The sequence below is a fragment of the Enterobacter sp. ECC-175 genome (genome assembly GCF_043968675.1).
Taxonomy (GTDB): domain Bacteria; phylum Pseudomonadota; class Gammaproteobacteria; order Enterobacterales; family Enterobacteriaceae; genus Enterobacter.
The window spans coordinates 1,178,695-1,204,016 of record NZ_CP143776.1; the positions used below are offsets into that span (position 1 = coordinate 1,178,695).

The following is a 25,322-nucleotide window of genomic DNA, read 5'->3' on the forward strand; positions in this document are numbered from 1 at the left end:
AGATAATGATTAATTGAATAGTATTTGCGGATGAATACCTAAGCATGTTTGGTCGGCATTATTTGATGTTGTTATTATTTTGTAGATATTAATATTCTGAAATATATTCCTATCCTATTGATTTATAGGGTTTTGATTGGATGCCTGGAATGGCTATGCAAAATAGGCAATTAACTATTTTCGACTTAAGGAAAATCATAAAATAATTATGGTTTTTAATAGCAAATAATCAGAGTGCCAAACTGTGATATGGCAGTGAGTTTTGTTATTAACAGTAAAAGATCAGGATCTTAGGTGCAGTCACCGATAAGCCTTCAAACGACGTTATGCATAGCGTGTGCATAATTGCCTGACGGCGATTAACAGGCAGTTAACACATTTCCCGATAAACATGCGCCCGCGCAAATCTCGTTGAAAAAGTGGTGGTAGGACAGCTTGGATTCTCGTATAAGAGATAAAAATGAAACGTTGTTTTACATTGAGGGTTTAGACATGATTATTGGCAACATCCACCATCTGCAGCCCTGGCTGCCGGAAGCGCTGCGCCAGGCAATCGAGCACGTCAAGGCACACGTCACCGAGGCAACCCCGCTCGGCAAGCACGACATCAACGGCAACAGCCTGTTCTACCTGGTTTCTGAGGACATGACCCAGCCGTTCGCCGAACGCCGCGCCGAGTATCACGCGCGCTACCTGGATATTCAGATCGTCATGAAGGGCCAGGAAGGGATGACCTTCAGCACCCTGCCGCACGGCACGCCGGACACCGACTGGCTGGCGGACAAAGACATTGCGTTCCTGCCGGAGGGCGAGCAGGAGAAAACCGTAGTGCTCAGCGAAGGGGATTTTGTGGTGTTCTGGCCGGGAGAAGTGCACAAGCCGCTGTGCGCGGTGGGTGCGCCTGCGAAGGTGCGGAAGGTGGTGGTGAAGATGCTGGTGGAGTGACCTTTCCCCCTCACCCTAACCCTCTCCCCACAGGGGAGAGGGGACTGCACCGAGCCGTCTTTACCCCCTCGCCCCTTTGGGGAGAGGGCCGGGGTGAGGGGATTATCACTCCCCAAGCGTCGCCACCATCACCGCCTTAATGGTGTGCATCCGGTTTTCCGCCTGGTCAAACACGATGCTGGCCGGTGACTCAAACACCTCGTCCGTCACTTCCATGCCGCCGTGGAGATCGAACTCCTTTGCCATCTGCTTGCCGAGCGTGGTCTGGTCGTCGTGGAACGCGGGCAGACAGTGCAGGAACTTGACGTTCGGGTTGCCGGTCAGCTTCATCATCTGCGCGTTTACCTGGTAGCCGCGCAGCAGCGCAATCCGCTCCGCCCACTTCTCTTTCGGTTCGCCCATCGACACCCAGACGTCGGTATAGATAAAGTCCGCGCCCTTCACGCCCGCCGCGACGTCTTCCGTCAGGGTGATCTTCCCGCCGTTTTTCTCGGCCAGCGCGCTGCACTCCGCTACCAGGCTCGCGTCCGGCCAGCAGGCCTTCGGCGCCACCAGGCGCAGATCCAGCCCCGTCAGCGCCGCGGCTTCCAGCATCGAGTTGCCCATGTTGTTGCGCGCGTCGCCCGCGTAGACCAGCGTCATCTCGTTGAATGCCTTGCCCGGCAGGTGCTCCTGCATGGTCAGCAGGTCCGCCAGCAGCTGCGTCGGGTGGAACTCGTTGGTCAGCCCGTTCCACACCGGCACGCCCGCGTACTGCGCCAGCGTCTCGACCACGTCCTGACCGTGGCCGCGGTACTGAATGCCGTCATACATCCGCCCCAGCACGCGCGCGGTATCCTTAATTGACTCTTTATGCCCAATCTGGCTGCCGCTCGGCCCTAAATACGTGACGCGCGCGCCCTGGTCATATGCGGCAACTTCGAAAGAGCATCGTGTGCGGGTTGAGTCTTTTTCGAAGATGAGCGCGATGTTTTTACCGGTTAGTTTTTGTACTTCCTGGCCCTTTTTCTTGTCGGCCTTCAGCTTTGCGGCAAGGGTCAGCAGAGAGGTGAACTGTGCAGGAGTGAAGTCGAGCAATTTCAGAAAGTGTTTCTTATACAGATCGGCCATTTTGTCCTCGCATGGCAAACGCCACCTATTGAATTAAAATTCACTTTATATGTGTAATTATTCATTTGCAACCCTGTTTCACAAATCTTTCTTACAAAGGTGGAGGCAAACACGTCCGTGTGTGAAAATAGAAGTATCTGCCGCACTTTAAAGAGGATTGAGCCATGGCAAACCCGGAACATCTGGAAGAGCAGCGCGAAGAGACGCGCCTGATTATTGAAGAACTGCTGGAAGACGGAAGCGATCCGGACGCGCTGTACACCATCGAGCACCATTTCTCTGCGGACGATTTCGACGCGCTGGAAAAGCTGGCGGTGGAAGCCTTCAAGCTGGGCTACGAAGTGACCGAGCCGGAAGAGCTGGAAGTGGAAGAGGGCGATACCGTCATCTGCTGCGATATCCTGAGCGAGGGCGCGCTGAAGGCGGAGCTGATCGACGCGCAGGTTGAACAGCTGATGAACCTGGCCGAGAAGTTTGAGGTGGAGTACGACGGCTGGGGAACCTACTTCGAAGATCCGAACGGCGAAGAGGGTGAAGAAGGCGACGACGAAGACTACGTCGACGAAGACGACGACGGCGTGCGTCACTAAGCGTTTCAGGCGGTGGCGCGCGCCACCGCTTTTTCAAGGCAGAACCATGGATTACCCGCAGATACTCGCCCCCGTACTCAACTTCGTCCAGTGCCCGACCCCGCAAGCATGGATTGATAAAGCCCGCGACCCGGCAAACCTGCCGCTGCTGCTCACCGACCACATGGTGTGCGAGCTCAAGGCCGCCCAGACCGCGCTGCTGCTGGTGCGTAAATACGTCGCCGACGAGAGCGGTGCCGACGCGCTGCTCGAGTGGCTCAAACCCTACGAACTGTTCACCTTCCGCGACGGCCCGGTGCCGGACTTCATTGCGCTTCATAAGCAGATTACTAAAAGCGTGATGCCCAAAACCGACGACCCGTGGGGCCAGGCGCTTATCGACAGCATGGTGCTGCTGATCAAAGAGGAGCTGCACCACTTCTGGCAGGTGCGCGAGATGATGCTGGCCCGCGACATTCCGTACGTCAAAATCACCGCCAGCCGCTACGCCAAAGGGATGCTGAAGGAAGTGCGTACCCACGAACCGCTGACGCTGATCGACAAGCTCATCTGCGGCGCCTACATCGAGGCCCGCTCCTGCGAGCGCTTTGCCGCGCTGGCTCCGTTCCTCGACGACGATTTGCAGGCGTTCTATCTTTCGCTCCTGCGCTCGGAGGCGCGGCATTATCAGGACTATCTGACGCTTGCCCAAAATGTGAGTGACAAGGATATCTCACACCGGGTGCAGCATTTTGGCGAAATTGAAGCCACACTTATCTCAACACCGGACAGCGAGTTTCGCTTCCACAGCGGCGTGCCGGTGTAAACCGGCAGAGCTAAAGGATAAGGATGCGAGATGAATAAAACGTGGATTCGTATTGTTCTGGTTACCGTGATTGCCGCCGCCGTGGCCTTCTGGGTCTATTTCGACAAGCAGCGTCAGCAGCAAACCCCCGAGCAGCAGCTTGATACCACCCTCAACGCGATGCCCGCCTGGCAGGTGATCAAAGAGCAGGAGCCCGCGTTCCAGCAGCGCATCCGCGAGCAGATCCTCACCATGCAGAAGATGGGGGAGTCTGAACAGCACATCATCGACGTGATCCAGCCGCAGATTTTGACGCTGCAGATGTCGCGCCTGCAGCACGCCCCGGACGCCAACGTGGTGGATTACATGAAGGCCAACATGGAGCAGACCGCCGCCATCCAGAAGGTGAGCGACGACGCCTGCTTCCGCTTCCTTTACCCGGCGGTGAAGGGCGGCGTAAACCCGATGCGCGTGCTGGATAAAGCGATGATGGCCCGCCGGATGCAGGCCGACGCGGACATGATGCGCGCGGCCTACGGGAAGAACCGCCACACGGTGACGCCGGCAGAGCGTGAAGCCGCCGTGGCAGACGTGCGGCCGATTATGAAAGCGCTGGCGGATAAGTACGGCGAGGACATCCAGCTGCTGCAGATGCCGGAGAACGCGGTGGGCAAGGAGAAGCTTTCCTGCGATATGGTGCAGGAGATGTGGGCGAAGGTGCTGAAGCTGCCGGAGCACAAGGCCGCAGGCGTGATTCGCCTGGCGGTGTCCGAGCTGGACTGACGGCTGCGCTGGTTTTTTGGGCACTTAGCGTAGGTTTAGCGCGTCGTCGCTTGCATGGCGGCGCGCGACAGGTATAATCCACAACGTTTCCGCATCCCCTTCAGTGCCGAAGTGGCGAAATCGGTAGACGCAGTTGATTCAAAATCAACCGTAGAAATACGTGCCGGTTCGAGTCCGGCCTTCGGCACCACTATTCAATCATCAAATTACAATATTAAAAATTCAGTGTAAAAGATAAAATCTTTCACAAATTTACATGTTGATGTAATTTTTGAATTCATTTAAAAAATTAGCTATTCCCTGTTCTTTTGCTTGTGTTTAAACAGGGAATACCTTTCAAAAATCAATATCAGGTAGTTGCTGACTTATCTCTTCTATATCTAATAAATTAGATGCTCTATTGGCAATTATATTCAATAAGGTATCTACTCCAGTAATGTCGGTTGGATTATCTGTTAGCCATCCAGCTATCTCTGACATACCCGTATTTGCATATTCTTGGAATATTTTCCAACACTTTCTTTCATCCTTTAAGATGTATGGGTCTTTAGTATCCATAAGCGCTATCATATATACGAGACCTTCCTTGTGATTACTAATGAAAATACGATCAGGAATTTCTCGACCATTTTTTTCTATCGGAGTTGGAGTCTTGTTGATCGCGACAATAGCCGCGAAAACTGCAAGATCGACAAAACTATTAAAAATTTTATCGCCTGTTTTAACAACTTTTTCATCGGCTAGTTTAGCACTTATAATACTATATTTATTATCAAAATAGAATGTTGCCATTATGTTAATTCCCAAATAGATGTACCATCGAAATCACTTTCGTAGATAGATTGTGTATAGCTTCTCTCATTGATGATTATTTCATCAAGGGGTTTATTTCCACGTTCAGATTTCTTGTTGGATATTAGTAAATATTCACGACCAACTTTGTTCTTTATCGCATCACTAACTGTTCCTCGCCAGTGAGAAGATGAAAGTAAAAGAACTAGTTGCTCAGAGTTTTCAGGTAAGAAATGGGCTGTAGCTCGTCTATACGTTTCATCAAGCTCCCCAAATGGAGCATCGATAATAAATGGGGCAACTGTGCCTGGCTGGAGAAACTTGCCTTCTGCTTTACTTCTCTTTGCCGCGAGCTTAATTAATGCAGAAACAAATGCTAAATTAAGCAGCAGCTTCTCACCCTTACTTTTAGCTACGATTCCACCATCAGCACGTATAAGTTGAAAATTGAAATTGCTGTCTATTTTTACAGAGAAATCCTTCCTGCTAAAGTTAAGTAATATATCATCAACATATTTTTTGATTATACCTTTAGAGTTATCCTCGGTATCCTTAAGTTTTTTACAGCATGCATTTATTAACTTTTCGATAAAATAAATAGATTGTGTTAGCTTAAGGCTGTTGGAGTCTTTAGGGGAGTTTTTATCTATTAGAAGCTTCAGCTGTATTATTTCCGCATTAAGCTTTTCTATTTCACGTGAAGTAGAGCTAAAAGCAAGTTCTGAGTTTTCTAGCTTATTAGAAATTTCACGTTCTCTGGTTCTTAAATTTTTTAGTTTAGCATCATCGATACTGTCTATTTTAATGTTGAGGGCATCTAACCTAGCAGTAATATCAGCTATTTCATGATTGATAGATTTTATTTTAGCATTAATATCATTATACTCATTAATAAATTCTTTCGCGTTATTTCCTATAGTTTCTGAAAAAGATCTGGCTTTGATTATATTGTTTCTTAAATCTGCAGTATTAGCACGATCTATTAGATTGACAATAGTATTGTATTCTGCTGTTCCAACACTGACCTCTCGACCACAAATACATTTATTCATGGATAGTATGTCATTAACCAACGTTTCGTCATATGGCGCAGGTATTTTTCCCGACAGCGTAGATGTATCTATGAAATCTAAACTTTTTTTGCTTAATTCGCTTCCAAAGATCTTCCATCCATAATTATTTATTAGTTTTTGTCTTTTTCTGTTTTCACGAGATAAGTCTATGTTTCTCCTGTTTGAATCCATTTCCAATCGGGATATGTCTTTTTTTAGATCGATTGCGTCGAGTATTTTACAATCAATAATCGCATCGCTAACTTCTTTTTTTGTTAATTTTAATTCATTAATCGTAATATTTATTTCATTGCGGAAAGATAATTTTTCTTTGAGATTTTTCTCAAGAGATAGTAAGTCTTGATTTAGCCTAATATATTTTTTTTCATTGGCATTTATTTTTTGTAATTGCGCATGCCATTTTTTCTTAATATTATTTAAGTCCTCAATAGCTTTTTCAGCAAGGCTAAAACCTAATATATCGCGTATAGCATCTCTGAAGTTAGTAGTATCATCTTGTAGCTGAGATATGCCTTCACCATGAAAAAGGAAGTATTCTGCCATTTCTTCAGGAATAACACTATTAAGTAATGTTCGATCGCTTAATAGTGGCTGGTAATCACCGTTGCTTATTGCAAATAAACTCAGGGTTGTGTTACGAGTACTTTGATTATATTTACGCGTCGCGCTGTAATTTTCTCCTTCGTGAATAAATTCAACTTCAACTTCACATTCGTTTACACCACTTGCCAAGGCATCTATATTAACAATATTATTCTTGTGTTCAAAATCGTCAGTGAATTTACCATAAAAGCACCATAAAATACTATTGAGTATAGTTGTTTTCCCAACCCCATTTTCAGCGTGTATTAATGTCACATTACGTAAAGGGTCAACTGAAAACTCAATAATGTTATTCTTCCCAAAAAATTGGCGGAAATTAACAAGCTTAATTCTTTTTATTTTCATTATTTACGGCCTCGATTGCAGTTAATACAATTCTTTCTATTTCATCTTGTCTGTTGTGCTGTGTAGTCATATCTAAACCATAGGAATATTTTTTTTCTGCGCGAATTATTTCATGTATAGTATTGTCAATAATATCGTGATCATTCTCTAATAGACTCGCGTCGTTTGAAATTTGTTGTAAAAATTCTTTTATATTATCTAGGCACATAATCAATATCCAATTTTAATTTATTTAAACTTAATGAGGAAAATTCTCTAACACGGTTTTGCTCCTGATTAATAAGTGACAAAAAACAAGATTGCTCCCGATTACGGGGTGGTAAGGATATAAAATCATAAATAATTGCTTTTTGCTTGTTAGGAGAATGTCGTAAAACTCTCCCACGACGTTGAATATATTGCCTTTCATTGCGAGTACTTGCCATGATAAAAGCTTGGCTACATGCTGGAACGTCAATCCCTTCATCTAATACTCTTTTAGAGACTAACGCATCAATCTCACCATTTTTAAAAGTAACCATGATTTTCTTTCGCATCGATAACGATTGTTCACTTGTGAATTTGGATGTGCGCCAGCCCCATTTATGCAAAATTTTTGTTACTTCATCAATATTTCTTTCATCGTTTTCCTGTAAACCTTCTACCCCACCCTCACCACAATAAAATAAGGTATGCGTTTGACGCCCATTCTCGACAATTATAGATTCTAAAGTTAAAAGCTTAGAAGTGAGGCCACCTAACAATCTAGAACGTTTAAGATACAGATGCATCAAGGCTTCATCATTGATACTTAAACCAGAATCTTTGATTGCTTCTAGTTTAGCAATATTTATTGATAGATCTTCATATTTGTCAGCTTCTTCATCATTCATTTCACATGGAATGGGAAAGTAATCATAGGGGCACAATACGTTATCTTCTATCGCTTCCTTCAAACCATATTGTGAAACAATATCTCCATAGTAACTTGTCAGCAGCTCTTTTTTATCTAATTCACCATCTGTCCACGGTGTAGCAGATAATCCTAGACGTAACTTTGCAGCCGGCAATGATTCAATTGTTTTTTTATTCGCATGATTATGACATTCATCACCAATGAATAAGATTCGTTCTGCATTGATTTTATTTATTTCAGTGATGAAGGATTCTTTTTTTAATGTGTCATTTACAACAATTATAGCTAAAAAAGTTTTAGTTGTAGATAAGTTAAATTCAGAAACCTTATTTTTAAGGGGTTGTAACCACAGTGATTGTGATTTGTAACATAGCAAAGAATGCATGTTAAACGATTTCATTTCTTCCTGCCATTGCTCCGCTAAGCCTTGATATGGCACTGCAACAATAATACATAAACCGCGCTTAAAAAAATCATTTAAAGTTAGTATTGTGCAGGCATGCAAAGCAGTAATAGTTTTTCCTGCCCCAGTTGCTAGTTTTAAAATTCCATGATATTTATTCTTAACCCACTCATTTAAAGAATTTTTCTGATGTGGTCGTAGTTGGTATTTATTTTTTCCGATAAAACTAGGCAGCGATGGTAAGCAATCAAAATGAGGAGTGGCTTTATCACTCACACTATTTTCAATTTCTTCTAGGGCTTTGAAAATAGTAGAGATTTCTTTACCAGAATGATACCTAGCTAGTATATTTATGAAATTGTTATTTGCAGGAATAGTTTTTGTGACTGGCTGCTGATCATTCCAGAGTTTTTCAAAACGTTCTTCTATTTCTAGGCCATAATGTTTATAAATCGGCTCATCCCAGCTAAAATATGAGTTAATTGATTCAGAGTTTAAATCGTCATTTAATGCACTCTCAGTTTCGTTCGCAGAACCAATAAATGCTATACGATCATAGTTAACATCTCGAATAATACCAATTTTTTCGTGATACATTCCTCTAGGTCTAAATGCGAACCGAATTTGAAGGCGTTTTGAGGCGACGAGAAAGGAAAGAGCATCAAAGCGACGGCACTCTAACATGTCCATCATATTTTCTAAAAAGTTATTAGTTTTTTCTTCTATTTCAATAAAATGTTTTTGGGTATTCACCCCTGACTTAATAGCTTCAAAATCTTCAGGACTGACTGGATAACCGATTATCAGCCGCATTCCACCCCCATTAATTAGTAAATGGGCTAAACCTCTTGCCGCTATACTCAAGGAAGATGAAGAAAAAAAACCAACCGCACGATCGTATGAAGATGCATTTTTTAGTGCTGGGATGTAAAAATCTTTAACAATTGAGCTATCTTCTGAAGAATAGGTATATTTTAAAGCAGCATTTCTTAGCATTAAAATGATCGTCCTATTATAATGTTATAGAATGATTTCTAATATTACCTTGAATTATATCATGCTTATATCTTATTGTGGTTGTTTATGCAAGATATATTTTATCAGGAAGACTGCTACTAACTATAGTAGTTCTTCTTTTTTTGATATAAAGCTCACATATTTTACATTTCGCAGAAGTTAATTTCCATAATTTAAAGATAAAATTGGTTGGGAAGGTTTGTTGACAGAAATATAGGGATGGCATTTAAATAGAGGTTATTTTACATAAGAGAAGTTTATATGTTTAATGCGAATATAAATAAATTATCGAGCGGAATAAATATATTTATTCAGCGGGGTAGCATATATCATCTCCAACTACTTTCAATAGGCTGAGGGAAGCCATCTAAAAAGAAATAATTCATAATTTAAATATTGGTGAAAAATTATTTATTTCCTTCACTAATATTTCCGTTTTAGTCTATTTAAACAATAAAAGCGGTCCTTTTTTTTGCTGATGATAACGCATAAAATATTATGATGTATCAGATAAATAAAAAGCTTTTCTAATTCTCTGTTTTTGTATAGTATTTAGGAATATTTCTTTTAACCATTACTAATCGCAGCTATAAGGACATCATTGAAATGAACATTATACCAGAGAGTAAAAGCCTCGAAAAAATACTAACCGGCTTAGAAACAAAATATACTGTTCCTGACTATCAAAGAGACTATTCGTGGTCAGTAAATGAAGTAGAAACTCTTTGGATGGACATAATTATATCTCACAAGCAACAGTCTGAATATTTCATGGGTACAATTGTGCTAAAAAAACATGAAAAGGATAGTGATACTTTCGATATAGTTGACGGACAGCAGCGATTGGCTACGTTTTCGATGTTGTTTCAAGTGCTTGCTAGCCTTGGTGATTCATTTTCTTCTAATCTATCCGTCCTTAAGCAGGTTGAGCGTAATCCTGCATCTTTAGAGTTAGCAAGAAAATTAGCAAAAGTTGCTCGGGCTAGGTTGAGAGAACCAAGTGAACCGGATAATTATTATTTAAGGTTAAATAAAAAAGATAATGAACTTTTTGATTATATTGTTCGTGATGAAAGTGCAAGTTCATTCAGGACGGAAGAAGCTTTAAATAAAATTAATAAAAGTGACAAAAGATTATTGAAAACCAAAAAAACCTTTACGCAAAAAGTCATTGAAGAATTTTCTGGAATAGATGCATTGCAAGAAATATATTCTATGCTTGTGCATATTGTTAAACGTTTAAAATTTATAACTATTGAAGTTGAGACAGATTATGACGCATTTCTTCTTTTCGAGTCTTTAAATTCAAAAGGAATGGATTTAAGTGTAGCTGATTTATTGAAAAATAAAATATTAATGAAAGCTAGTGGTGATGAACATAAAAGTGAATTGTTACTTAATAATTGGGAGTCTATGATTTCATCAGTAGAAGCTAGCCGGTTATCACCTGTTGATTTTTTAAGAGTTTATTGGGAAGCGATACAAGGTGCAAATATAACAAAAAAGGAATTATACAAAAATATTGGTTTGTATATTGATCGTACAAATGACATACAATCATTCTCTAAGCAATTAAAAGATATAGCCTATGATTTTTCTGTATATGCTTCTAGTGAACTACTTTTTCCGACGAGTATTCATCAAAATGGAAAGGATAAATATCTCGCTTATTGCGGGGAAATAAACAGTCTTAAATATACTACCTGTTTGCCCTTATTGATGTATGCGCAACAGAATAAAACAAACCTGCTTGAGCCTTTATCAAAAATGAGTTTATCGTTTTTATTTAGATGGATAACAATTGGTGATTATTCTGTCGGAGGCGCAAAAAAAATATTTGACGAAGTAATTAGAAGGTTACAGAGCAGCAATGATGAGAAATTTATTTTAGAACCATTTCTATCTGAAACGGATAAAATTGGTGATGAGGCCTTTATTAATTCAATGCGTCAGTTTAAAGCTCATGATAATCACATAGCAAAATATATTTTATCTAAATACTATATTTTTATGAATAAAGAACAGAGCATACCAAATTATGGCGAGGTTCATTTGGAGCATGTTATACCTCAAGTATTCACCTTGTGGGAAAAAGATGAGAATTTCGTTATTCCAAAAGGAGCATATATTAAAGACTATGTTTATAACTTAGGTAACTTAACTCTTTTACATAAACAAATAAATCAAAGCATTAAAAATAAAACTTTTGATAAAAAAGCAAAAGAATATGCTGATTCAGTATTTCCTGAAACAAAGAATATCTTTATACAATCCCAGCTCGGCATGTATTGGAACCCTGAAATTATCGATAAAAGAGGCCAAGACATAGCTGTGAAATCTCCAGACATCTGGCCTCTGACACTATAATGTTATACTGATATAGCCTGCCCTCTTTGTGGGCAGGTTTTTTTAAAGTGCATCACAAAACTCATTTAAACTTTTATAGTTCCGAATCGCTGATATCCCATCTTCAACATGAGCGGCCCAAGCTTTTAATAAGTCTTTAGTTGAGTAATTAGGGTAAAGATACCTTAATGTTAATTCTGTAACATGCATTGTTTCACCCAGCCAAGTTAACTTATCCAATACTAAGCTACCGTCTAATTTAATATCTTGTTGCTGAAAAGAATATATATAACCATTTTCAATAGAACGAAAAAATGCTAAACGGGCTGATATATTTGGAGTCAAGCCAGTATACCCTTTAAGCCTTTTTAATTGTTCTTCAGCCTGTCGGCTAAGCTGCATTCTATTAGGGAGCATTAGATTACCTCCTTAGTTAATTGCCAGAAGTATCCTGGTTTAAGTGCAGATGATTTTGTCCGAGCATTAAATACGATCTCATATGCATGAGAAATATCATCTCTAAGTTGATCAACAAAATATCTTTCATCTACTTCTGTATCTGTAGAAAGCAACACAACCTGATGGCTTGCATAAGGGAAATAATGATTGATTAGTTTATCTCTATGTTGAGAGTCTAAACGCCCCAGTGGGGTATCAATTATCACTGGCAGATCTCGACCCGATGTTTTAGCCAGTGCTTCAAGAATCGCTATCGCATAAATTTGCTTCTCTCCAGCGGAGAGTAGTTTACGGTTGATAACTTTCTTGTTCTCATCCACCAGTTCAACATCAAATGTTTCTGGATTGATATGCGCATTTAGCTGCAAATCTTCTTTTCTGGCTAACTTGCGGTAAGCAACTTCGAAGTTAGCAGAAAGGGTTTTTACTCGCGCCTGAGTTAATAGTTCACTGTAGCGATCAAGCAAGCTGATTGTCTCTTGCGCATTATTGAATGCGCTATTAAAGCTATGCTGGTTGCGCGCTGCGTCGTGAGCCTTTTGAACCTGGCGAGCGCAATCAAGTTGCTGTTGTTTGGTATTTTTTGCTTCTTCAAGCAATGAGCGATACTCCTGCCGCTTAGCTTCACGTTGACGATCTAGCTCTCGGAGTCTTTCAAAAATATCCATCAGCTGATCATCTTCCGGCGCTCGGGCGATGTTTGCTGCGGCTTGCTCTAACTGTTCTTCTACTTCTGCCAGCTGGTTACGATAAAGATCGAAGCGTTGCCAGGCTTTCTTACTATCCTGTTCGATGGCCTGCTGAATCATCCCTGCTTCACGTTCAGATATGTCAAACAGCAATTCACCTTTTGGTTTATCAGCAAGATATGTTTTAAGGTTATCTTCTATAGCCTCAGCAGCAATTTTGCCTGTGCTTCCTGAACGGAAGGATATGTCGCTTTTGAGTTGCGTAAGAAATTGATTCAATTCCTTCTCGAAGCTATTTGCCTGTTTTATTTGCGTCTCAGCACTAATCTGTTCTAACAAACGGCCCAGAGTTTTTGGAGCTAAAGCATAGGGTAATGAACTATCGCACTCATGGCGAAGTGCTTTTTCCAGGCGTTCTTTTTCTTTTAAAAGCGTCTCTACCTTCTGTTTCTCTTGGGTTTTTGTTTTAGCAAAAGCACCCCCTTGTGCATTCAAAAGGGTCTCGTTCTGAACAATTTCCTTGGAGATAAGGTCAATACGCAATTTTACGAAATCAGCCTTTTCAAGTATCTGCTCTGTCTTGAAGGAAAATTCTTTAATCTGTTTCTCAAGTTCGAGCAGCTTTTGCTGTTGGGATTCAGCCAGTTGACCAGATTGGTGGCGCTTTACGAAAATCGTTAAATCGTTTCGGAGCTTCTCGATCAGATCCAGACCCAACAGGCGACGCACAGCCGTACGGAGGATATTTCCCGATTCGTCCTCAGCAAGCTCAGCAATTTTTTCACCATCGAAGAAGAACAGATCGGCTATGCCGTGGGGGATTAATTCATTTAAAAATCCTTGGCACTGATCATAGCCAAGCCCTTCAATGAGTTTGCCATCCTGCTGTAAGGACAGTTTGTCTCGCTTACCTTTTTGCCAGGTGCGGGTTACGGTAAACTCAGCCTCCTGTCCACCTTTATTGTATGTAAAAATAAGCTCGACTGAGGCCTCATCAGGGTGTTCACCCAAAATTGAGCCGTTGTGCACCAGAGCACTAAGCTCTTCCACATACTCTTGTTGTTGAGTTGTTGAACCGAATGCAAGCCTTCCATAAAGGGCCAGGCGGATAGCGGAAAGTATTGATGTCTTACCTGCGCCGTTTAACCCACCGAATAAAACGATAGGGCGCGGATTATCGTCGTTCTGTCGTTTTTTAGGGGCCAGATCGATAACATGGGTTCCATTGAAAACCCGATAATTACGCAGTACCAGCTGTTTAATTAACACGTTCTTTTTCCTCACTGGTAAGCAGGTTTGGTTCGCTGACTTCGGCAATTCTTCGCTGCAACATCTGCAATTCAGCTTCTATGCTTGCCACTTCTTCTTGATGAACATCACGCTCATTACGTTTCTGCAAAGCTTCCTGCTGTTGTTTGATCTCTTCAAGGCTTCCCCAGTCTTGTTTGAGGATCGTCCCTAGCTTGTCAAAGATTCCTTGGCGGCGGCTAAGACCCTCCATCGAAACTTCAAGCTCGATCAATTTCATTACCATTTCAGGCTCAACATTAAACCCTTGGGAAATTTGCTCTAGAAGTTCTGCATCGCTGGCGTCGAAACGTGATTGATCGTCAATAACCCAGTCAAGATCCTTGCCATAAACATCACGATAAATATCCGGTAAAGTATCGTACCAGTCGGGTTCATTAGGATCCTTTAGCCATTGCTGACGTATGGCATGCAGCTCTGGTTCTGTGATTAATGTAATTGTATGACCCTGAGCGTTCATATCACGCTCAATTGTCAGCAAATCCTTTAACCATTCCTGACGATACTTAAGCCAGTAAGGGCCTGGAACATGTTTACGTTCAGCTGTAAGTTCTTCGCCATCCTTTGCATACTGATAGCTCACTTTACCCGTGCGTCGTTTATAGTTGCGGTAGGTATCTTTGTTCACTGGGTCGGTTGTGAAAGCCAGCAGATCGCGGTATTTCAGAAGTGGCGACATCCACTCTTCACCGTTCTGGATTAAGCTTTCCATTGCTTTATCTTTTGTGACGACAGTACATGTCCAGCAACCGAAGCGTGAGTTACCGCAGGAAGGCGTGCTGTCATCAATGACTAGCGGACATTCTCCCTGAGCTGAAGAATCCATGTAAAGAGTCCATAGAGGGCGGTTATTGCCACCCCAAGGGCTCTCCCACTCATCAATGTCATCAGGCGCATATCTGAATGCACCACGCAGTAATTTCCATACATCTTCAACATCCCAGGTATCAATTGGGGTGTAAATAAATGCGTTAGAAAGGGTTGTATGACGCGCAAGACGCGAGCCGTCAATCTTATGTTTTGCAATGACCTGAGCACGTGATGCACTTTCACTGCTGCGCGATCCAAGAACGACAATAACTTCCTCAAACTGGCTGACCTTATCTTTGATAAAGTCACTTACCGGGTTTATTTTCATGCGTTCTGTGCACCAACGGAAGCTGCGGGTAGGGGCGGGATAGCCTTTACCAAGCAGATTTACCCAGAATGTCTCGTTGGTTTTTGGGATTACAGCATGTTGTGTGATCGGTAAGCCGTCGCGTTTAGCGCCAGCTTCAATCTGCAGCATCGTTTTTTTGATGAGATCTACGACAACCGGCGTCTCAACGAGCGTGTCAGATGAAACAACAAACACATCCTTCGTACGCATCTCCGGCGGAAGGCCCATCAAGGCCAGGTAAACAAGAGTAATGACGGCCGACGAGTCTTTACCGCCACTGTAGCCAATCACCCAAGGGCGTCTATCTGCGCAGTAGACACGCTGAACTTCTGAGACAAAATCGGCGAGAGTACGCCCAGCAAATTGCTCTTCGTTTATGAAATCTTCATAGTCGGCCAGATCATAGGCCTGAGTTAATGTACTCATGATACAACCATCTGAGCTTCAAGCTCTTGTTCTTCAGGAGAAAGGGGAAGTGACAGCGCTATTTTTAAAGCGTTGCACGTTAACTGAATGGCAGTGCCGGTTTTGCTAAGTTTGCCATGCTGCATTGCGCGCTTAATCATCTCAGGATTGCTTTTACGCCAGTCAAAGCTTTTTAGCTTCGTAAGTTTTTCCTGCCAGTGCTCAGGTTCTTCAGCCAGCAGCGAACGGCCCAAAAGACCCAAAGCCTGCAAACCGATACCGTGGGCATGCACATAATCCTGGCGGAGCTGCGCCGGAGATACTTCTTTGCGCGCAGCAAGCTGCCAGTCCGGCATAACTTTAAAAATAGCCTGCCAGTATAGCGTAGCGATATGCGTATTGTCCTCAATACTGCCTACTTTAGGGTCTTTACCAAGCAGGGCACGTGTTGCCTGTTTAATGCTGCTTAGCGTGAACAGCTTGTTGGAAAGCAAACTGATACTGGATTTCTCAAGTTCAGTAAGACCAATAAAGGGCTCGATAGACATGGCCAAATAGCGAGCAAGATTCGAGCTTACATCACGATGATCGTACAGCGCGGATAGTGATGGGCTAGGACGGATGGCGTATTTATTCAGGTCAGCAAACATCTGCTGACTACGCCTTAAGCCTTCATCCACAAAGAACAACACGGGGATGTTGTCTTGGCCTAATTCAGGACGCTCCGAAAGGGCGTCTTCGATAGCCTTACGTCGATGTTGTCCGTCATTGATAAGAATTTGAGCATCCATTGGTACGCGCAGCGTCCCAAGGTTGTTGGAGTTTTCGAATTCATCAAATTGTACATCGACCGCAATAGATGCCGTCAATGCAGAGAAAACATAATCTTTAGGATTTTCAAGCAAATAGCGCACCATTTCCGGGATGCGCGATTTATTCAATATACGCTGGGCGCGCAGCTCAGGAGGTACGTCTGTCTCATCGAAGCTGAAGATCTTCGGTATGATGCGCATGGGGCAAGTGGCGATATAGAAAGGTCGACCAGCCTGGATGCCTCTAACCGCTGGGAAAGAGTAGCAATAGTCTGAATCAAAATTAGCCATGTTCGAAACCCTTTTGAATTCGCAATTACGTTACATTTTACGTAAAAAATTGCTTATGACGAAATTTTTATGGCGATAAAACACAATATGTTAAATATTTACGTATGATTTAACGTAACTCTTTGCTTCGTTTAGATCTCCTTAACAAAAGACTTCGATCGACTAGCTCACCATTTTTAAAATAGCGGCTTGGCCAAATGATCTCTGGAGGGATACCAACGGCTTCAGCAATGATGAGCTCCCCTTTGGGCCATGGTCTTTCAAGAGCATTAGCTAATGTTGATGAACTCAGACCTGCTTGTCTGGACAGGGCCGCAAGCGAAGTACCTCTTTTCCTGAGCGCTGCGATAACGTCTGCTTTATGCCAATCCATTCTTCTATCCTGCTTGCTGGTGATTGAATGAATTTAATACTACGTTATTCGTAGTTTTATCGCATGTGGAAAAACTACGTTTTACGTAGTTTTGCGTAGCTGATCGAAATTTCATGAAACATTTATGAAAAAGTAACGTAATCAATAATGCTACGTATTACGTAGTATTATTGATTGCCTATAACTACGATTATCGTAGTTATGAATGATACGACTAACCACAATCAGCTTTTTAGCCAACGTCTCAAAGAGGCGCGATTGTCTATGGGCTTATCACAAAAGAATTTAGGTATCCTTGCAGGTATTGATGAATTTGTAGCCAGTTCTCGCATTAATCGATATGAGAAAGGCGTGCATCAGGCGAACATTGAGATTGTCCAGAAGCTGGCAAAAGTACTTAAGGTGCCTCTAGCGTATTTCTATACAGAAGATAACGAACTAGCTTCCTTGATCCGAACTTGGCCGGATTTGGAGAAAGAGAAGAAAGATAAGATTCTAGCCCTGCTCTAAATTCGCATAGCGGAGTTAATCTAGGCAGTAACAATCTGATGTTGGTAAGTGCTCCTACTTGTTTCGGCAAAATCCATACAACATTCTTTTCTCAGGGTATGCGTATCTCTGAACAAATCATGTAAATCCGCGCTACTTTTTCTTTTTTTTCACTTATTGTTTGATACCACCGACTATTGAATGAAGGGCGGCATAGCCATTAACGCTATACCGCCTGTTTCAGGCTATCGGGCCATCAGCGCAAACACGCCCCAGCCGAAGTATTCCCGAGCGTAGGTGACGTGGCGCCCGGGCGCAGCCGTCAGCTCCGCCCGGACCTCCTGCGCAAAGTCATCGTCTGGGTTTGCCTCCAGCCAGCGGCGCATAGTCATCCATTTTGCCGCTTCGTATCTGTCCCAGCCTTCCCGATCGGCCAGCACCATTTCCACCAGGTCATAGCCCCGTTCGTCGAAAGAAGCCACAAGGTCGGGCAGGGTGAGAAAATCAGACACCGACGAAACGCCGCAGGCCTGGGCAATCTCATCGCTTGCGGGGACCTGAAGCCAGTAAGGTTCGCCGATGAGCATGATCCCGCCAGGCCGAAGGCTTTTGGCCAGCAGCGTCATCGTCCCGGCAACGCCGCCGGCGATCCAGGTGGCGCCCACGCAGGCCGCGACGTCACATAGCTCATCCGCGACGTATCCGGCCGCGTCGTTATGCATAAAATGCACGCGTTCGCTCACGCCGAGCTCCTCGGCGCGGCGCCTGGCCTGTTCGGTAAAGAGCGGGCTCATGTCGATGCCGGTGCCTCTAACGCCGTGATCGCGCGCCCAGGTGCACAGCATCTCACCCGACCCGCTGCCGAGATCGAGAATGCGCGTGCCCGGCTTCATGCGTAGCGCGCGGCCCAGCGTGGCATATTTTTCCGCGGTGAACGGGTTGTGAATGCGGTGTTCGCTTTCGCTGACGGTAAAAATGCGTGGGATATCCATCATCCACTCCTTAGCGGTTATCAGGCTGGGCGCGAACGCTGTTCAGCCCGGTGGTGTTGATGCGGTAGGGCTGGCCGTTAACAGACTTGATCAGCTTTTTGGTTTTGAGCTTTTTGAAGACGGCGAGCGTGCAGTCGGTCAGCAGCAGCCCTTCGCGGCTGTAGCATTCAACAGAAGTGACGCGGCCTGAAGCATCGCGGACGTGCGCGATTCGGCCACCTTTGGCGAGAACGTGTAAGGTACGCTGTTCCTGACGGGATAAATTCATACTGGAAAACCTGTTTAATCATCATGTGCAAAACGTGCAAACACGCAGCGGTGTCCGCATTCGATTTCGGCGCATTGATAATCAGTCCGGCCTGAAAAGGTCGGGAAGCTGATTATCGGATGATTACATTCTCCAGCATCAAAGCCTCGGGTTGAGTTGATAGGTATTTACGGCGTGAATAATAACACCCGTTTTTTATAAGGGAATGTTTGAGGAGGAAAAGTGTGATCCAGGTCGAAGCCAGGCGGCGCCATCATCGGATTGCAGAATATGATGGCGCGCTGGCGGTCAGCCTCAGTCACCCCGTAAGGTCAAAACACCGGCACCCCCAGCCCAACCTTTACCTCCCGCAGCGTTTCCTGCGTCACGCCCTGCGCCCGCTCCGTCCCGCGCTTCAGCATCGCCATTAGCTCGCCTCTGTCACGAATGTACATCGCCCGGCGCTCGCGCATCGGCGCAATCAGCTCCTGCAAACACGCCTCCAGTTCGTTTTTGCACGCCCGGTCCCCCAGCCCGCCCGACTGGTAATGCGCCTTCATCGCCGCCACCTTCTCTTTGTCCGGATGAAACGCGTCGAGATACGTAATCACCACGTTCCCCTCAACCTGCCCCGGGTCGCTCACCTTCAGATGGTTCGGGTCGGTGTACATGGCGCTGACCGCGCGGTGGATCGTCTCCTCGCTGGCGGATAAATGCAGCGTATTGCCGAGCGATTTCGACATCTTAGCGCTGCCGTCCACGCCCGGCAGGCGGCCGGTCTCGCTCAGCATCGCCCTACAGTGGCGCAGCACCGGAGCGGGCAGCAGGCTGTTCATCTTGTGCACAATCTCGTTGGTCTGCTCAATCATCGGCAGCTGGTCGTCGCCGACGGGCACGCACCCGGCTTTGAACGCGGTGATGTCCGCCGCCTGGCTGATGGGGTAGGCCATAAACCCGACCGGCAGCGAGCGGGCAAAGCCCTTCTGCGCAATCTCATTTTTCACCGTCGGATTCCGCTCCACGCGGGCAACGGTGACGATGTTCATATACAGCATCGTCAGCTCGGCGAGGGCGGGCAGGGCGGACTGCAGGCAGATCGTGGTCAGGTTCGGGTCGATGCCGGCGGCAAGATAGTCGGCCAGCACCTCGGGAATGTTGTCGCGGATTTTTTGCGGGTTGCTGCCGTTGTCGGTCAGCCCCTGCAGATCGGCAATCAATATATACTGGTTATGCGTCTGCTGCAGCGCCACGCGCTGGCGCAGCGATCCGACGAAGTGACCAAGGTGCAGCGGGCCGGTAGGGCGGTCGCCGGTGAGGATGGTAGTTTTAGCGTTCATAAAGACTCCTTAATGTGCAAGTGCCGAAAGGGGTCTTAAACGTGTGAAAGCCGCCTTTCGGCGGCTCTTTGAAATGGGGAAAAACGATTCCGTGCCGCCTTTAGGAAGGCAGCCACCAGCGGTTTACGGTGAGTATGGCGCGATTTGTGTTCATCTGGTTACCCTACCACGTCTGGCGCGGAATGCAAAAGGGCACGTCCTGCGGCCAGCAGAACGGATGCAGCCCGTTTTATTGCTATCGGCTCCCACCATCACAGGCTACACTCTGGGTTTGAGCGCGAAAAGCTGAGGAAACCACAATGCACTTCACACAGAAAAACGACAATACCGAAAAAGCGGACGGCAAAAACGTGGCGGGCGCCCTCCAGCAAAAACTGCTGGAATCCCGTTCGATCATCATCTCCGGTGAGATCGACCAGGCGCTGGCCGAAAAGGTGATCACCCAGCTGATCCTGCTGCAAAGCATCAGCAACGATCCGATCAAGCTGTACATCAACAGCCAGGGCGGCCACGTGGAAGCGGGCGACACCATTCACGACTTCATTAAGTTCATCCGTCCGGACGTGCACGTGATCGGCACCGGCTGGGTGGCCAGCGCCGGGATCACCATCTTCCTGGCGGCGAAAAAAGAGCACCGCTACGCGCTGCCAAATACCCGCTTTATGATCCACCAGCCGCTGGGCGGCGTGCGCGGCCAGGCGACTGACATTGAGATCGAAGCGCGCGAGATCATCCGCATGCTGGATCGCGTGAACAAGCTGATCGCAGACGCCACCGGCCAGCCGCTGGAAAAAGTGAAAAAAGATACCGACCGCAACTTCTGGATGTCTCCGGCAGAAGCGCTGGACTACGGCATCGTGGGTAAAATGATTACCCATTATGACGATCTGAAGCTCGATTAAGCGTTAGCGCGGTGTATGTGTCGGGTAGCGGCTTCGCCTTACCCGACCGACACCCGCAGGCTTTTTAACCTCGCTTGACCCACGACAAAGCAGCCCTCCACGCTCTCTTCCATAATCGCGCCTGTTTCCCTTCTCACTGGTGCTTACCATGGCGTATCAACTGAACCTGAACTGGCCGGAATTTCTCGAAAAATACTGGCAAAAAAAACCTGTTGTGCTGAAAAATGCCTTCGCAAATTTTGTCGATCCGATCACTCCGGACGAGCTGGCCGGGCTGGCGATGGAGCCAGAGGTCGACAGCCGCCTGGTGAGCCATTCCAACGGTAAATGGCAGGCCAGCAACGGTCCGTTTGAGCACTTCGACGGCCTGGGCGAAACCGGCTGGTCGCTGCTGGCGCAGGCGGTGAACCACTGGCACATGCCGTCCGCGGAGCTGGTGCGTCCGTTCCGCGTCCTGCCGGACTGGCGTCTTGATGACCTGATGATCTCCTACTCGGTGCCGGGCGGCGGCGTGGGTCCGCATATCGACCAGTACGACGTGTTTATCATTCAGGGGATGGGAAGCCGCCGCTGGCGCGTGGGCGACAAGCTGCCGATGCGTCAGTTCTGCCCGCATCCGGCGCTGCTGCACGTCGATCCGTTTGAGCCGATCATCGACGAAGATCTGGCCCCGGGAGATATCCTCTACATTCCGCCGGGATTCCCGCACGACGGCTTCACCCACGAAACCGCGCTTAACTACTCCGTGGGCTTCCGCGGGCCGAACGGTCGCGATCTGATCAGCAGCTTTGCCGACTACGCGCTGGAAAACGATCTGGGCGGCGAGCACTACAGCGATCCGGATCTCACCTGCCGCGAGCACCCTGGCCGCGTGGAGCAGTACGAGCTCGATCGCGTTCGCCAGATGATGATCGAGATGATTAGCAAACCGGATGATTTCACGAAATGGTTCGGCAGCTTTGTCTCCACGCCGCGTCACGAGCTGGATATCGCCGCCGCCGAGCCGCCGTATACGCCGGAAGAGGTGCTCGACGCGCTGCAGGGCGGAGAAACCCTGACGCGCCTGAGCGGCCTGCGCGTGCTAAACATCAACGGCACGTTCTTCATCAACAGCGAGCTGCTGGAAACGGTGGATGCGAAAGCCGCCGACGCGCTGTGCCGCTTCACGACGCTGGGCCAGGCCGAGCTTGGAAAGGCGCTGAATAATCCGGCGTTCATCGATGAATTAACCGGGCTGATTAACCAGGGCTACTGGTACTTCGAAGAGTAAATAAAGCGCGGCGTTTAGCCAGGCTAAACGCCGCGTGATTTAGACCAGCATGTTACAGGCTTTCCAGTAGTTCAGGAGCCGTTCATCATCACGCTCCCTTTCCGCCTTGATCTTCATAGCCTGTGCCAGATTTTCACGTGAAACTTCATGGCCTTTTTGCACGATGTCTAAAACCGCTTCACCAAGAGCCAGCGAAATTTCTGTCCGATTATTTTGAATCGTCATAAATACCTCCTCGTGGTTTGCGATTATGTAATTATAAAAGATGTCTTAACCGGCGGGAATAATTCGTCTAATTCTTATTTTTTTATTATTTGATCACTCGCGCCCGTATAGCCATGATTTAAAATTCTGTCAATGTTGTTTCAAAATGCTAATAGTCCTCTGAAACCCAAATTTATCGACTACAGTTAGTTTCGTGCAACTGCCAAATAACCGAAACAGGAGAATCAACATGGTTAATAAAAGCGAAATTAAGGATCATACTCAGGTTGTAGCGAGCTGCGGAACGCACGTCGGCGTAGTGGACCATCTGGACGGCGAACGCATCAAGCTCGCAAAAAGCGACCCTGAATCAGGCGGCAAGCACCACTTTATTCCCCTCGGCTGGGTCGATAAGGTAGAGGATAATAAAGTCGTTCTCACCAAAAACCATAAAGAAGTTTTTGCTGAGTGGCAGGACGCGTAAATTTAATACCGTCGCTAAATGCCTCATCGCGCTCCGGTTATTACCGGAGCGTAATGCTGTTTTAAGATATTGTGTTCGTGAATATAAATCCGCAGAGCGACGCGTCCAGGTAGATAATCATCGCACCTCGCTTTTTTTCAGCCCATTATTTCAAGCGTCTGCTGCTTCGGCCTCTCCAGCAATTCAACTGCTTCTTGATACGTCCGCACGTTATTATATCCCATCACCAGCCCGTAGCGCCTGCCGGACCCGCGGTACCACTCCGAAAGCGCGTTGACCTGAAGCTGGTGCTGCTGCCAGCAGCGCGCCACTTCCCGGTCGGCGCTGCCGCGGGTGAGAAACGCCACGATGTGCATCCCGCCGTCGTTTTGCTCGGTGAAGAAACGATCCCCGTATACCTCCCGCAGGGCGGCAATCATCCAGTCGCGGCGGGTCTGATACAGGGCGCGCATCTTCTTGAGGTGGCGAAAGAAATGGCCCTCATTCAAGAAGGCGGTGAGGATTTTTTGCGTCAGGATCGGCTGGCCGCTGGCGACAATCTCCGCGCAGTCGGTGAACGCGTCGACGGTGCTGGCGGGCATCACCACGTAGCCAATCCGCAGCGAGGGCATAATGGTTTTGCTGAAGGTGCCCATAAAAATCACCCGGTCGTGCTGGTCCAGGCTCTTAAGGGACGGCAGCACCTTGCGGGTGTAGTGAAACTCCCCGTCATAATCGTCCTCGATGATCCACGATGCGTTCTGGCCTGCCCAGTCGAGAAGCTGCTGCTTGCGCGGCAGGGAGAGCGTCACCGCCAGCGGGCTCTGGTGCGACGGCGTGACGATGGCAAAGCGCGCGTCGCGATGGTGGCGCAGCAGGTAGTCGGTGTCGAGGCCGGAACGATCGACGGGGACGGTGTGCAGGCGCGGCACGGTCCGCTTGAGCAGCTGCTGGCCCATAAAATAGCCCGGATCCTCAAACACCACCTTATCGCTGCGGCTGGCGAGAGTATCGAGGATCAGGCGCAGGCTGCCGCTGTAGCCGCTGGTGATCAGCACCTGTTCGGCGGTGCAGGACAGCCCGCGCGAGATATTCAGATAGCGGGCGATGGCCTGGCGCAGCGGATACCAGCCCATCACGGGCGGGTTGAGCATCTCCTCATGACGCATGGCGCGCGTGGCCTGTCCCGCCAGCAGCAGCCATTTTTTATAGGGGAAGGCGTCGAGGGACGGAACGCCCGGACGCAGAAAACCGGCGCGCTCGCGCTGCGTAATCAGCGATTCCGGGAGCGTGCCGGTCGCCTGCGCCTCCGGCCCGCTTTCGGCAGGCAGCAAAAGGTCGGGATTCACCCGCGTGCCGCGCGCCCCGGCGCTCACCAGATAACCTTCGCCGACCAGAATGGCGTACGCCGTTTCCACGGTTTTGCGCGCCACCTTCAGCTGCGCGGCCAGCACGCGAATGGCGGGAACCCTGTCGCCGGGCTTCAGCACGCCGCGCGCGATGTTGTCCCGATAGCGGCTGTAAATCTCATGGTAGCCGGGCTTCATGTCCTACCTCGTTTCACGGTTTTTGTGTCTTTTTACTATGTCATGAACGGCGTAGATTTGCTGCATCGCATGACATATGCCGCAAACAAAAAGAGGTAAGACAATGAGCACTCGCGTTAATCACCATAAGGCTACACCTGCACTCGCCAACGCGCTGTCCGCCCTGAGCATGGAAGTGGCGAAAACCTCCATCGACCCGGCGCTCAAGCACCTGATCGACATTCGCGTGTCGCAGCTGAACGGCTGCACCTTCTGCCTGGATATGCACTCGAAAGAGGCCAAAATTGCCGGCGAGCGCGAGCTGCGCCTGTACCACCTGGCGGCATGGCGCGAGTCCCCGCTGTTTAGCGCCCGTGAAAAAGCGGCGCTGGCGTTTACCGAAGCGCTGACGCACATCGGCGCGCACGGCGTGAGCGACGCGCTGTACCGCAGCGTGGCGGAGCATTTTTCGGACGTGGAGATTTCAGAGCTGAATTTTGCCATCGTGGCGATAAACGCCTGGAACCGTCTGGGGATCACCTCGCGCATGGAGCCCGGCTCGCTGGACGTGGCCTACGGCCTGAACAAGGCGAACCTGGAATAATTCCTCGTTCGACCGCCCGGTGGCGCTGCGCTGACCGGGCCTACGCGATCCCGTAGGCCGGATAAGCGCAGCGCTGCCTCGGCACAACGCTGCGCGCTTTGCCGAG

Annotated in this window: 25 protein-coding genes and 1 tRNA gene; 11 read left to right on the top strand and 15 right to left on the bottom strand. The window is 47.2% G+C overall.

Annotation, left to right across the window (positions count from 1 at the left end):
• The first annotated feature begins 492 nt into the window (after positions 1-492).
• Positions 493-945 (top strand): YhcH/YjgK/YiaL family protein, encoded by a 453-nt coding sequence (locus tag V1599_RS05540; protein ID WP_112013260.1) that lies wholly within the window; start codon positions 493-495, stop codon positions 943-945.
• A gap of 105 nt (positions 946-1,050) precedes the next feature.
• Here the strand turns inward: V1599_RS05540 and argF are convergent, their stop codons facing one another.
• Positions 1,051-2,055, bottom strand: coding sequence for an ornithine carbamoyltransferase (gene argF, locus V1599_RS05545; protein WP_395301152.1), 1,005 nt, complete (start codon positions 2,053-2,055; stop codon positions 1,051-1,053).
• Entirely contained in the window at positions 2,025-2,120 is a 96-nt protein-coding gene (locus V1599_RS05550; RefSeq protein WP_395301153.1) for a hypothetical protein, read from the bottom strand. Before V1599_RS05550 ends, argF begins: the two co-directional genes overlap by 31 nt.
• A gap of 99 nt (positions 2,121-2,219) precedes the next feature.
• On the opposite strand from V1599_RS05550, the gene rraB reads away from it, so the two are divergent.
• The 4 genes from rraB to V1599_RS05570 all read left to right on the top strand — a co-directional run bounded on the left by rraB (position 2,220) and on the right by V1599_RS05570 (position 4,402).
• Positions 2,220-2,645, top strand: a complete 426-nt coding sequence (gene rraB, locus V1599_RS05555) for a ribonuclease E inhibitor RraB (RefSeq protein ID WP_112013258.1) — start codon at positions 2,220-2,222, stop codon at positions 2,643-2,645.
• A 46-nt stretch (positions 2,646-2,691) separates the two neighbouring features.
• Positions 2,692-3,450: a tRNA isopentenyl-2-thiomethyl-A-37 hydroxylase MiaE gene (gene miaE, locus V1599_RS05560; RefSeq protein ID WP_395301154.1), complete on the top strand. Its 759-nt coding sequence runs from the start codon at positions 2,692-2,694 to the stop codon at positions 3,448-3,450.
• Between the two features lie 30 nt (positions 3,451-3,480).
• The gene (locus V1599_RS05565; RefSeq protein WP_395301155.1) at positions 3,481-4,212 is read left to right on the top strand and encodes a topoisomerase II; all 732 of its coding nucleotides are present in this window, start codon (positions 3,481-3,483) and stop codon (positions 4,210-4,212) included.
• A 105-nt stretch (positions 4,213-4,317) separates the two neighbouring features.
• A tRNA-Leu gene (locus tag V1599_RS05570) sits at positions 4,318-4,402 on the top strand.
• Between the two features lie 146 nt (positions 4,403-4,548).
• On the opposite strand, the gene V1599_RS05575 is transcribed toward V1599_RS05570, so the two are convergent.
• From V1599_RS05575 to V1599_RS05585, 3 genes are all read right to left on the bottom strand, one after another.
• On the bottom strand, positions 4,549-5,004 hold the full coding sequence (locus tag V1599_RS05575) for a hypothetical protein (RefSeq protein ID WP_395301156.1): 456 nt from the start codon (positions 5,002-5,004) through the stop codon (positions 4,549-4,551).
• On the bottom strand, positions 5,004-7,025 hold the full coding sequence (locus V1599_RS05580) for an AAA family ATPase (protein ID WP_395301157.1): 2,022 nt from the start codon (positions 7,023-7,025) through the stop codon (positions 5,004-5,006). Before V1599_RS05580 ends, V1599_RS05575 begins: the two co-directional genes overlap by 1 nt.
• A 194-nt stretch (positions 7,026-7,219) precedes the next feature.
• Entirely contained in the window at positions 7,220-9,319 is a 2,100-nt protein-coding gene (locus V1599_RS05585; protein ID WP_395301158.1) for a DEAD/DEAH box helicase family protein, read from the bottom strand.
• A gap of 627 nt (positions 9,320-9,946) precedes the next feature.
• On the opposite strand from V1599_RS05585, the gene V1599_RS05590 reads away from it, so the two are divergent.
• Entirely contained in the window at positions 9,947-11,707 is a 1,761-nt protein-coding gene (locus V1599_RS05590; protein WP_395301159.1) for a DUF262 domain-containing protein, read from the top strand.
• Between the two features lie 42 nt (positions 11,708-11,749).
• Here V1599_RS05590 and dndE read toward each other — a convergent pair whose 3' ends face one another.
• From dndE to V1599_RS05615, 5 genes are all read right to left on the bottom strand, one after another.
• A complete protein-coding gene (gene dndE, locus V1599_RS05595) occupies positions 11,750-12,103 on the bottom strand; it encodes a DNA sulfur modification protein DndE (RefSeq protein ID WP_395301160.1) in 354 nt (117 codons plus the stop codon).
• Complete coding sequence (gene dndD / locus V1599_RS05600) at positions 12,103-14,103, bottom strand: DNA sulfur modification protein DndD (protein WP_395301161.1); 2,001 nt, start codon at positions 14,101-14,103, stop codon at positions 12,103-12,105. The genes dndE and dndD overlap by 1 nt, the downstream gene beginning before the upstream one ends.
• Entirely contained in the window at positions 14,093-15,727 is a 1,635-nt protein-coding gene (dndC, locus tag V1599_RS05605; RefSeq protein ID WP_395301162.1) for a DNA phosphorothioation system sulfurtransferase DndC, read from the bottom strand. Before dndC ends, dndD begins: the two co-directional genes overlap by 11 nt.
• Positions 15,724-16,809 carry a DNA sulfur modification protein DndB gene (gene dndB / locus V1599_RS05610; protein ID WP_395301163.1) on the bottom strand — a complete coding sequence of 362 codons (1,086 nt, stop codon included), beginning with the start codon at positions 16,807-16,809 and terminating at the stop codon, positions 15,724-15,726. Before dndB ends, dndC begins: the two co-directional genes overlap by 4 nt.
• 109 nt (positions 16,810-16,918) lie before the next feature.
• A complete protein-coding gene (locus tag V1599_RS05615; RefSeq protein ID WP_395301164.1) occupies positions 16,919-17,182 on the bottom strand; it encodes a helix-turn-helix domain-containing protein in 264 nt (87 codons plus the stop codon).
• A 201-nt stretch (positions 17,183-17,383) separates the two neighbouring features.
• Between V1599_RS05615 and V1599_RS05620 the strand changes: the two genes are divergently transcribed.
• Entirely contained in the window at positions 17,384-17,692 is a 309-nt protein-coding gene (locus tag V1599_RS05620; protein ID WP_395301165.1) for a helix-turn-helix domain-containing protein, read from the top strand.
• A 224-nt stretch (positions 17,693-17,916) separates the two neighbouring features.
• On the opposite strand, the gene V1599_RS05625 is transcribed toward V1599_RS05620, so the two are convergent.
• The 3 genes from V1599_RS05625 to trpS form a co-directional block, all read right to left on the bottom strand.
• Positions 17,917-18,663, bottom strand: coding sequence for an SAM-dependent methyltransferase (locus V1599_RS05625; RefSeq protein ID WP_395301166.1), 747 nt, complete (start codon positions 18,661-18,663; stop codon positions 17,917-17,919).
• A 10-nt stretch (positions 18,664-18,673) separates the two neighbouring features.
• The gene (locus tag V1599_RS05630; RefSeq protein WP_112010960.1) at positions 18,674-18,931 is read right to left on the bottom strand and encodes a YjhX family toxin; all 258 of its coding nucleotides are present in this window, start codon (positions 18,929-18,931) and stop codon (positions 18,674-18,676) included.
• Positions 18,932-19,242: 311 nt separating this feature from the next.
• Positions 19,243-20,247, bottom strand: coding sequence for a tryptophan--tRNA ligase (gene trpS, locus V1599_RS05635; protein ID WP_395301167.1), 1,005 nt, complete (start codon positions 20,245-20,247; stop codon positions 19,243-19,245).
• Positions 20,248-20,546: 299 nt separating this feature from the next.
• Here trpS and V1599_RS05640 point away from each other — a divergent pair, with 299 nt between their 5' ends.
• Entirely contained in the window at positions 20,547-21,149 is a 603-nt protein-coding gene (locus V1599_RS05640; RefSeq protein ID WP_112010962.1) for an ATP-dependent Clp protease proteolytic subunit, read from the top strand.
• A 148-nt stretch (positions 21,150-21,297) separates the two neighbouring features.
• Positions 21,298-22,419: a cupin domain-containing protein gene (locus V1599_RS05645; RefSeq protein ID WP_112010963.1), complete on the top strand. Its 1,122-nt coding sequence runs from the start codon at positions 21,298-21,300 to the stop codon at positions 22,417-22,419.
• A gap of 39 nt (positions 22,420-22,458) precedes the next feature.
• Here the strand turns inward: V1599_RS05645 and V1599_RS05650 are convergent, their stop codons facing one another.
• On the bottom strand, positions 22,459-22,644 hold the full coding sequence (locus tag V1599_RS05650) for a DUF2767 domain-containing protein (RefSeq protein ID WP_112010964.1): 186 nt from the start codon (positions 22,642-22,644) through the stop codon (positions 22,459-22,461).
• Between the two features lie 229 nt (positions 22,645-22,873).
• Here V1599_RS05650 and V1599_RS05655 point away from each other — a divergent pair, with 229 nt between their 5' ends.
• Positions 22,874-23,107, top strand: coding sequence for a DUF2171 domain-containing protein (locus tag V1599_RS05655; protein WP_112010965.1), 234 nt, complete (start codon positions 22,874-22,876; stop codon positions 23,105-23,107).
• Positions 23,108-23,244: 137 nt separating this feature from the next.
• Here the strand turns inward: V1599_RS05655 and V1599_RS05660 are convergent, their stop codons facing one another.
• Complete coding sequence (locus V1599_RS05660) at positions 23,245-24,633, bottom strand: PLP-dependent aminotransferase family protein (protein ID WP_395301168.1); 1,389 nt, start codon at positions 24,631-24,633, stop codon at positions 23,245-23,247.
• 103 nt (positions 24,634-24,736) lie between these two features.
• Between V1599_RS05660 and V1599_RS05665 the strand changes: the two genes are divergently transcribed.
• Entirely contained in the window at positions 24,737-25,216 is a 480-nt protein-coding gene (locus V1599_RS05665) for a carboxymuconolactone decarboxylase family protein (RefSeq protein ID WP_395301169.1), read from the top strand.
• Positions 25,217-25,322 lie beyond the last annotated feature (106 nt).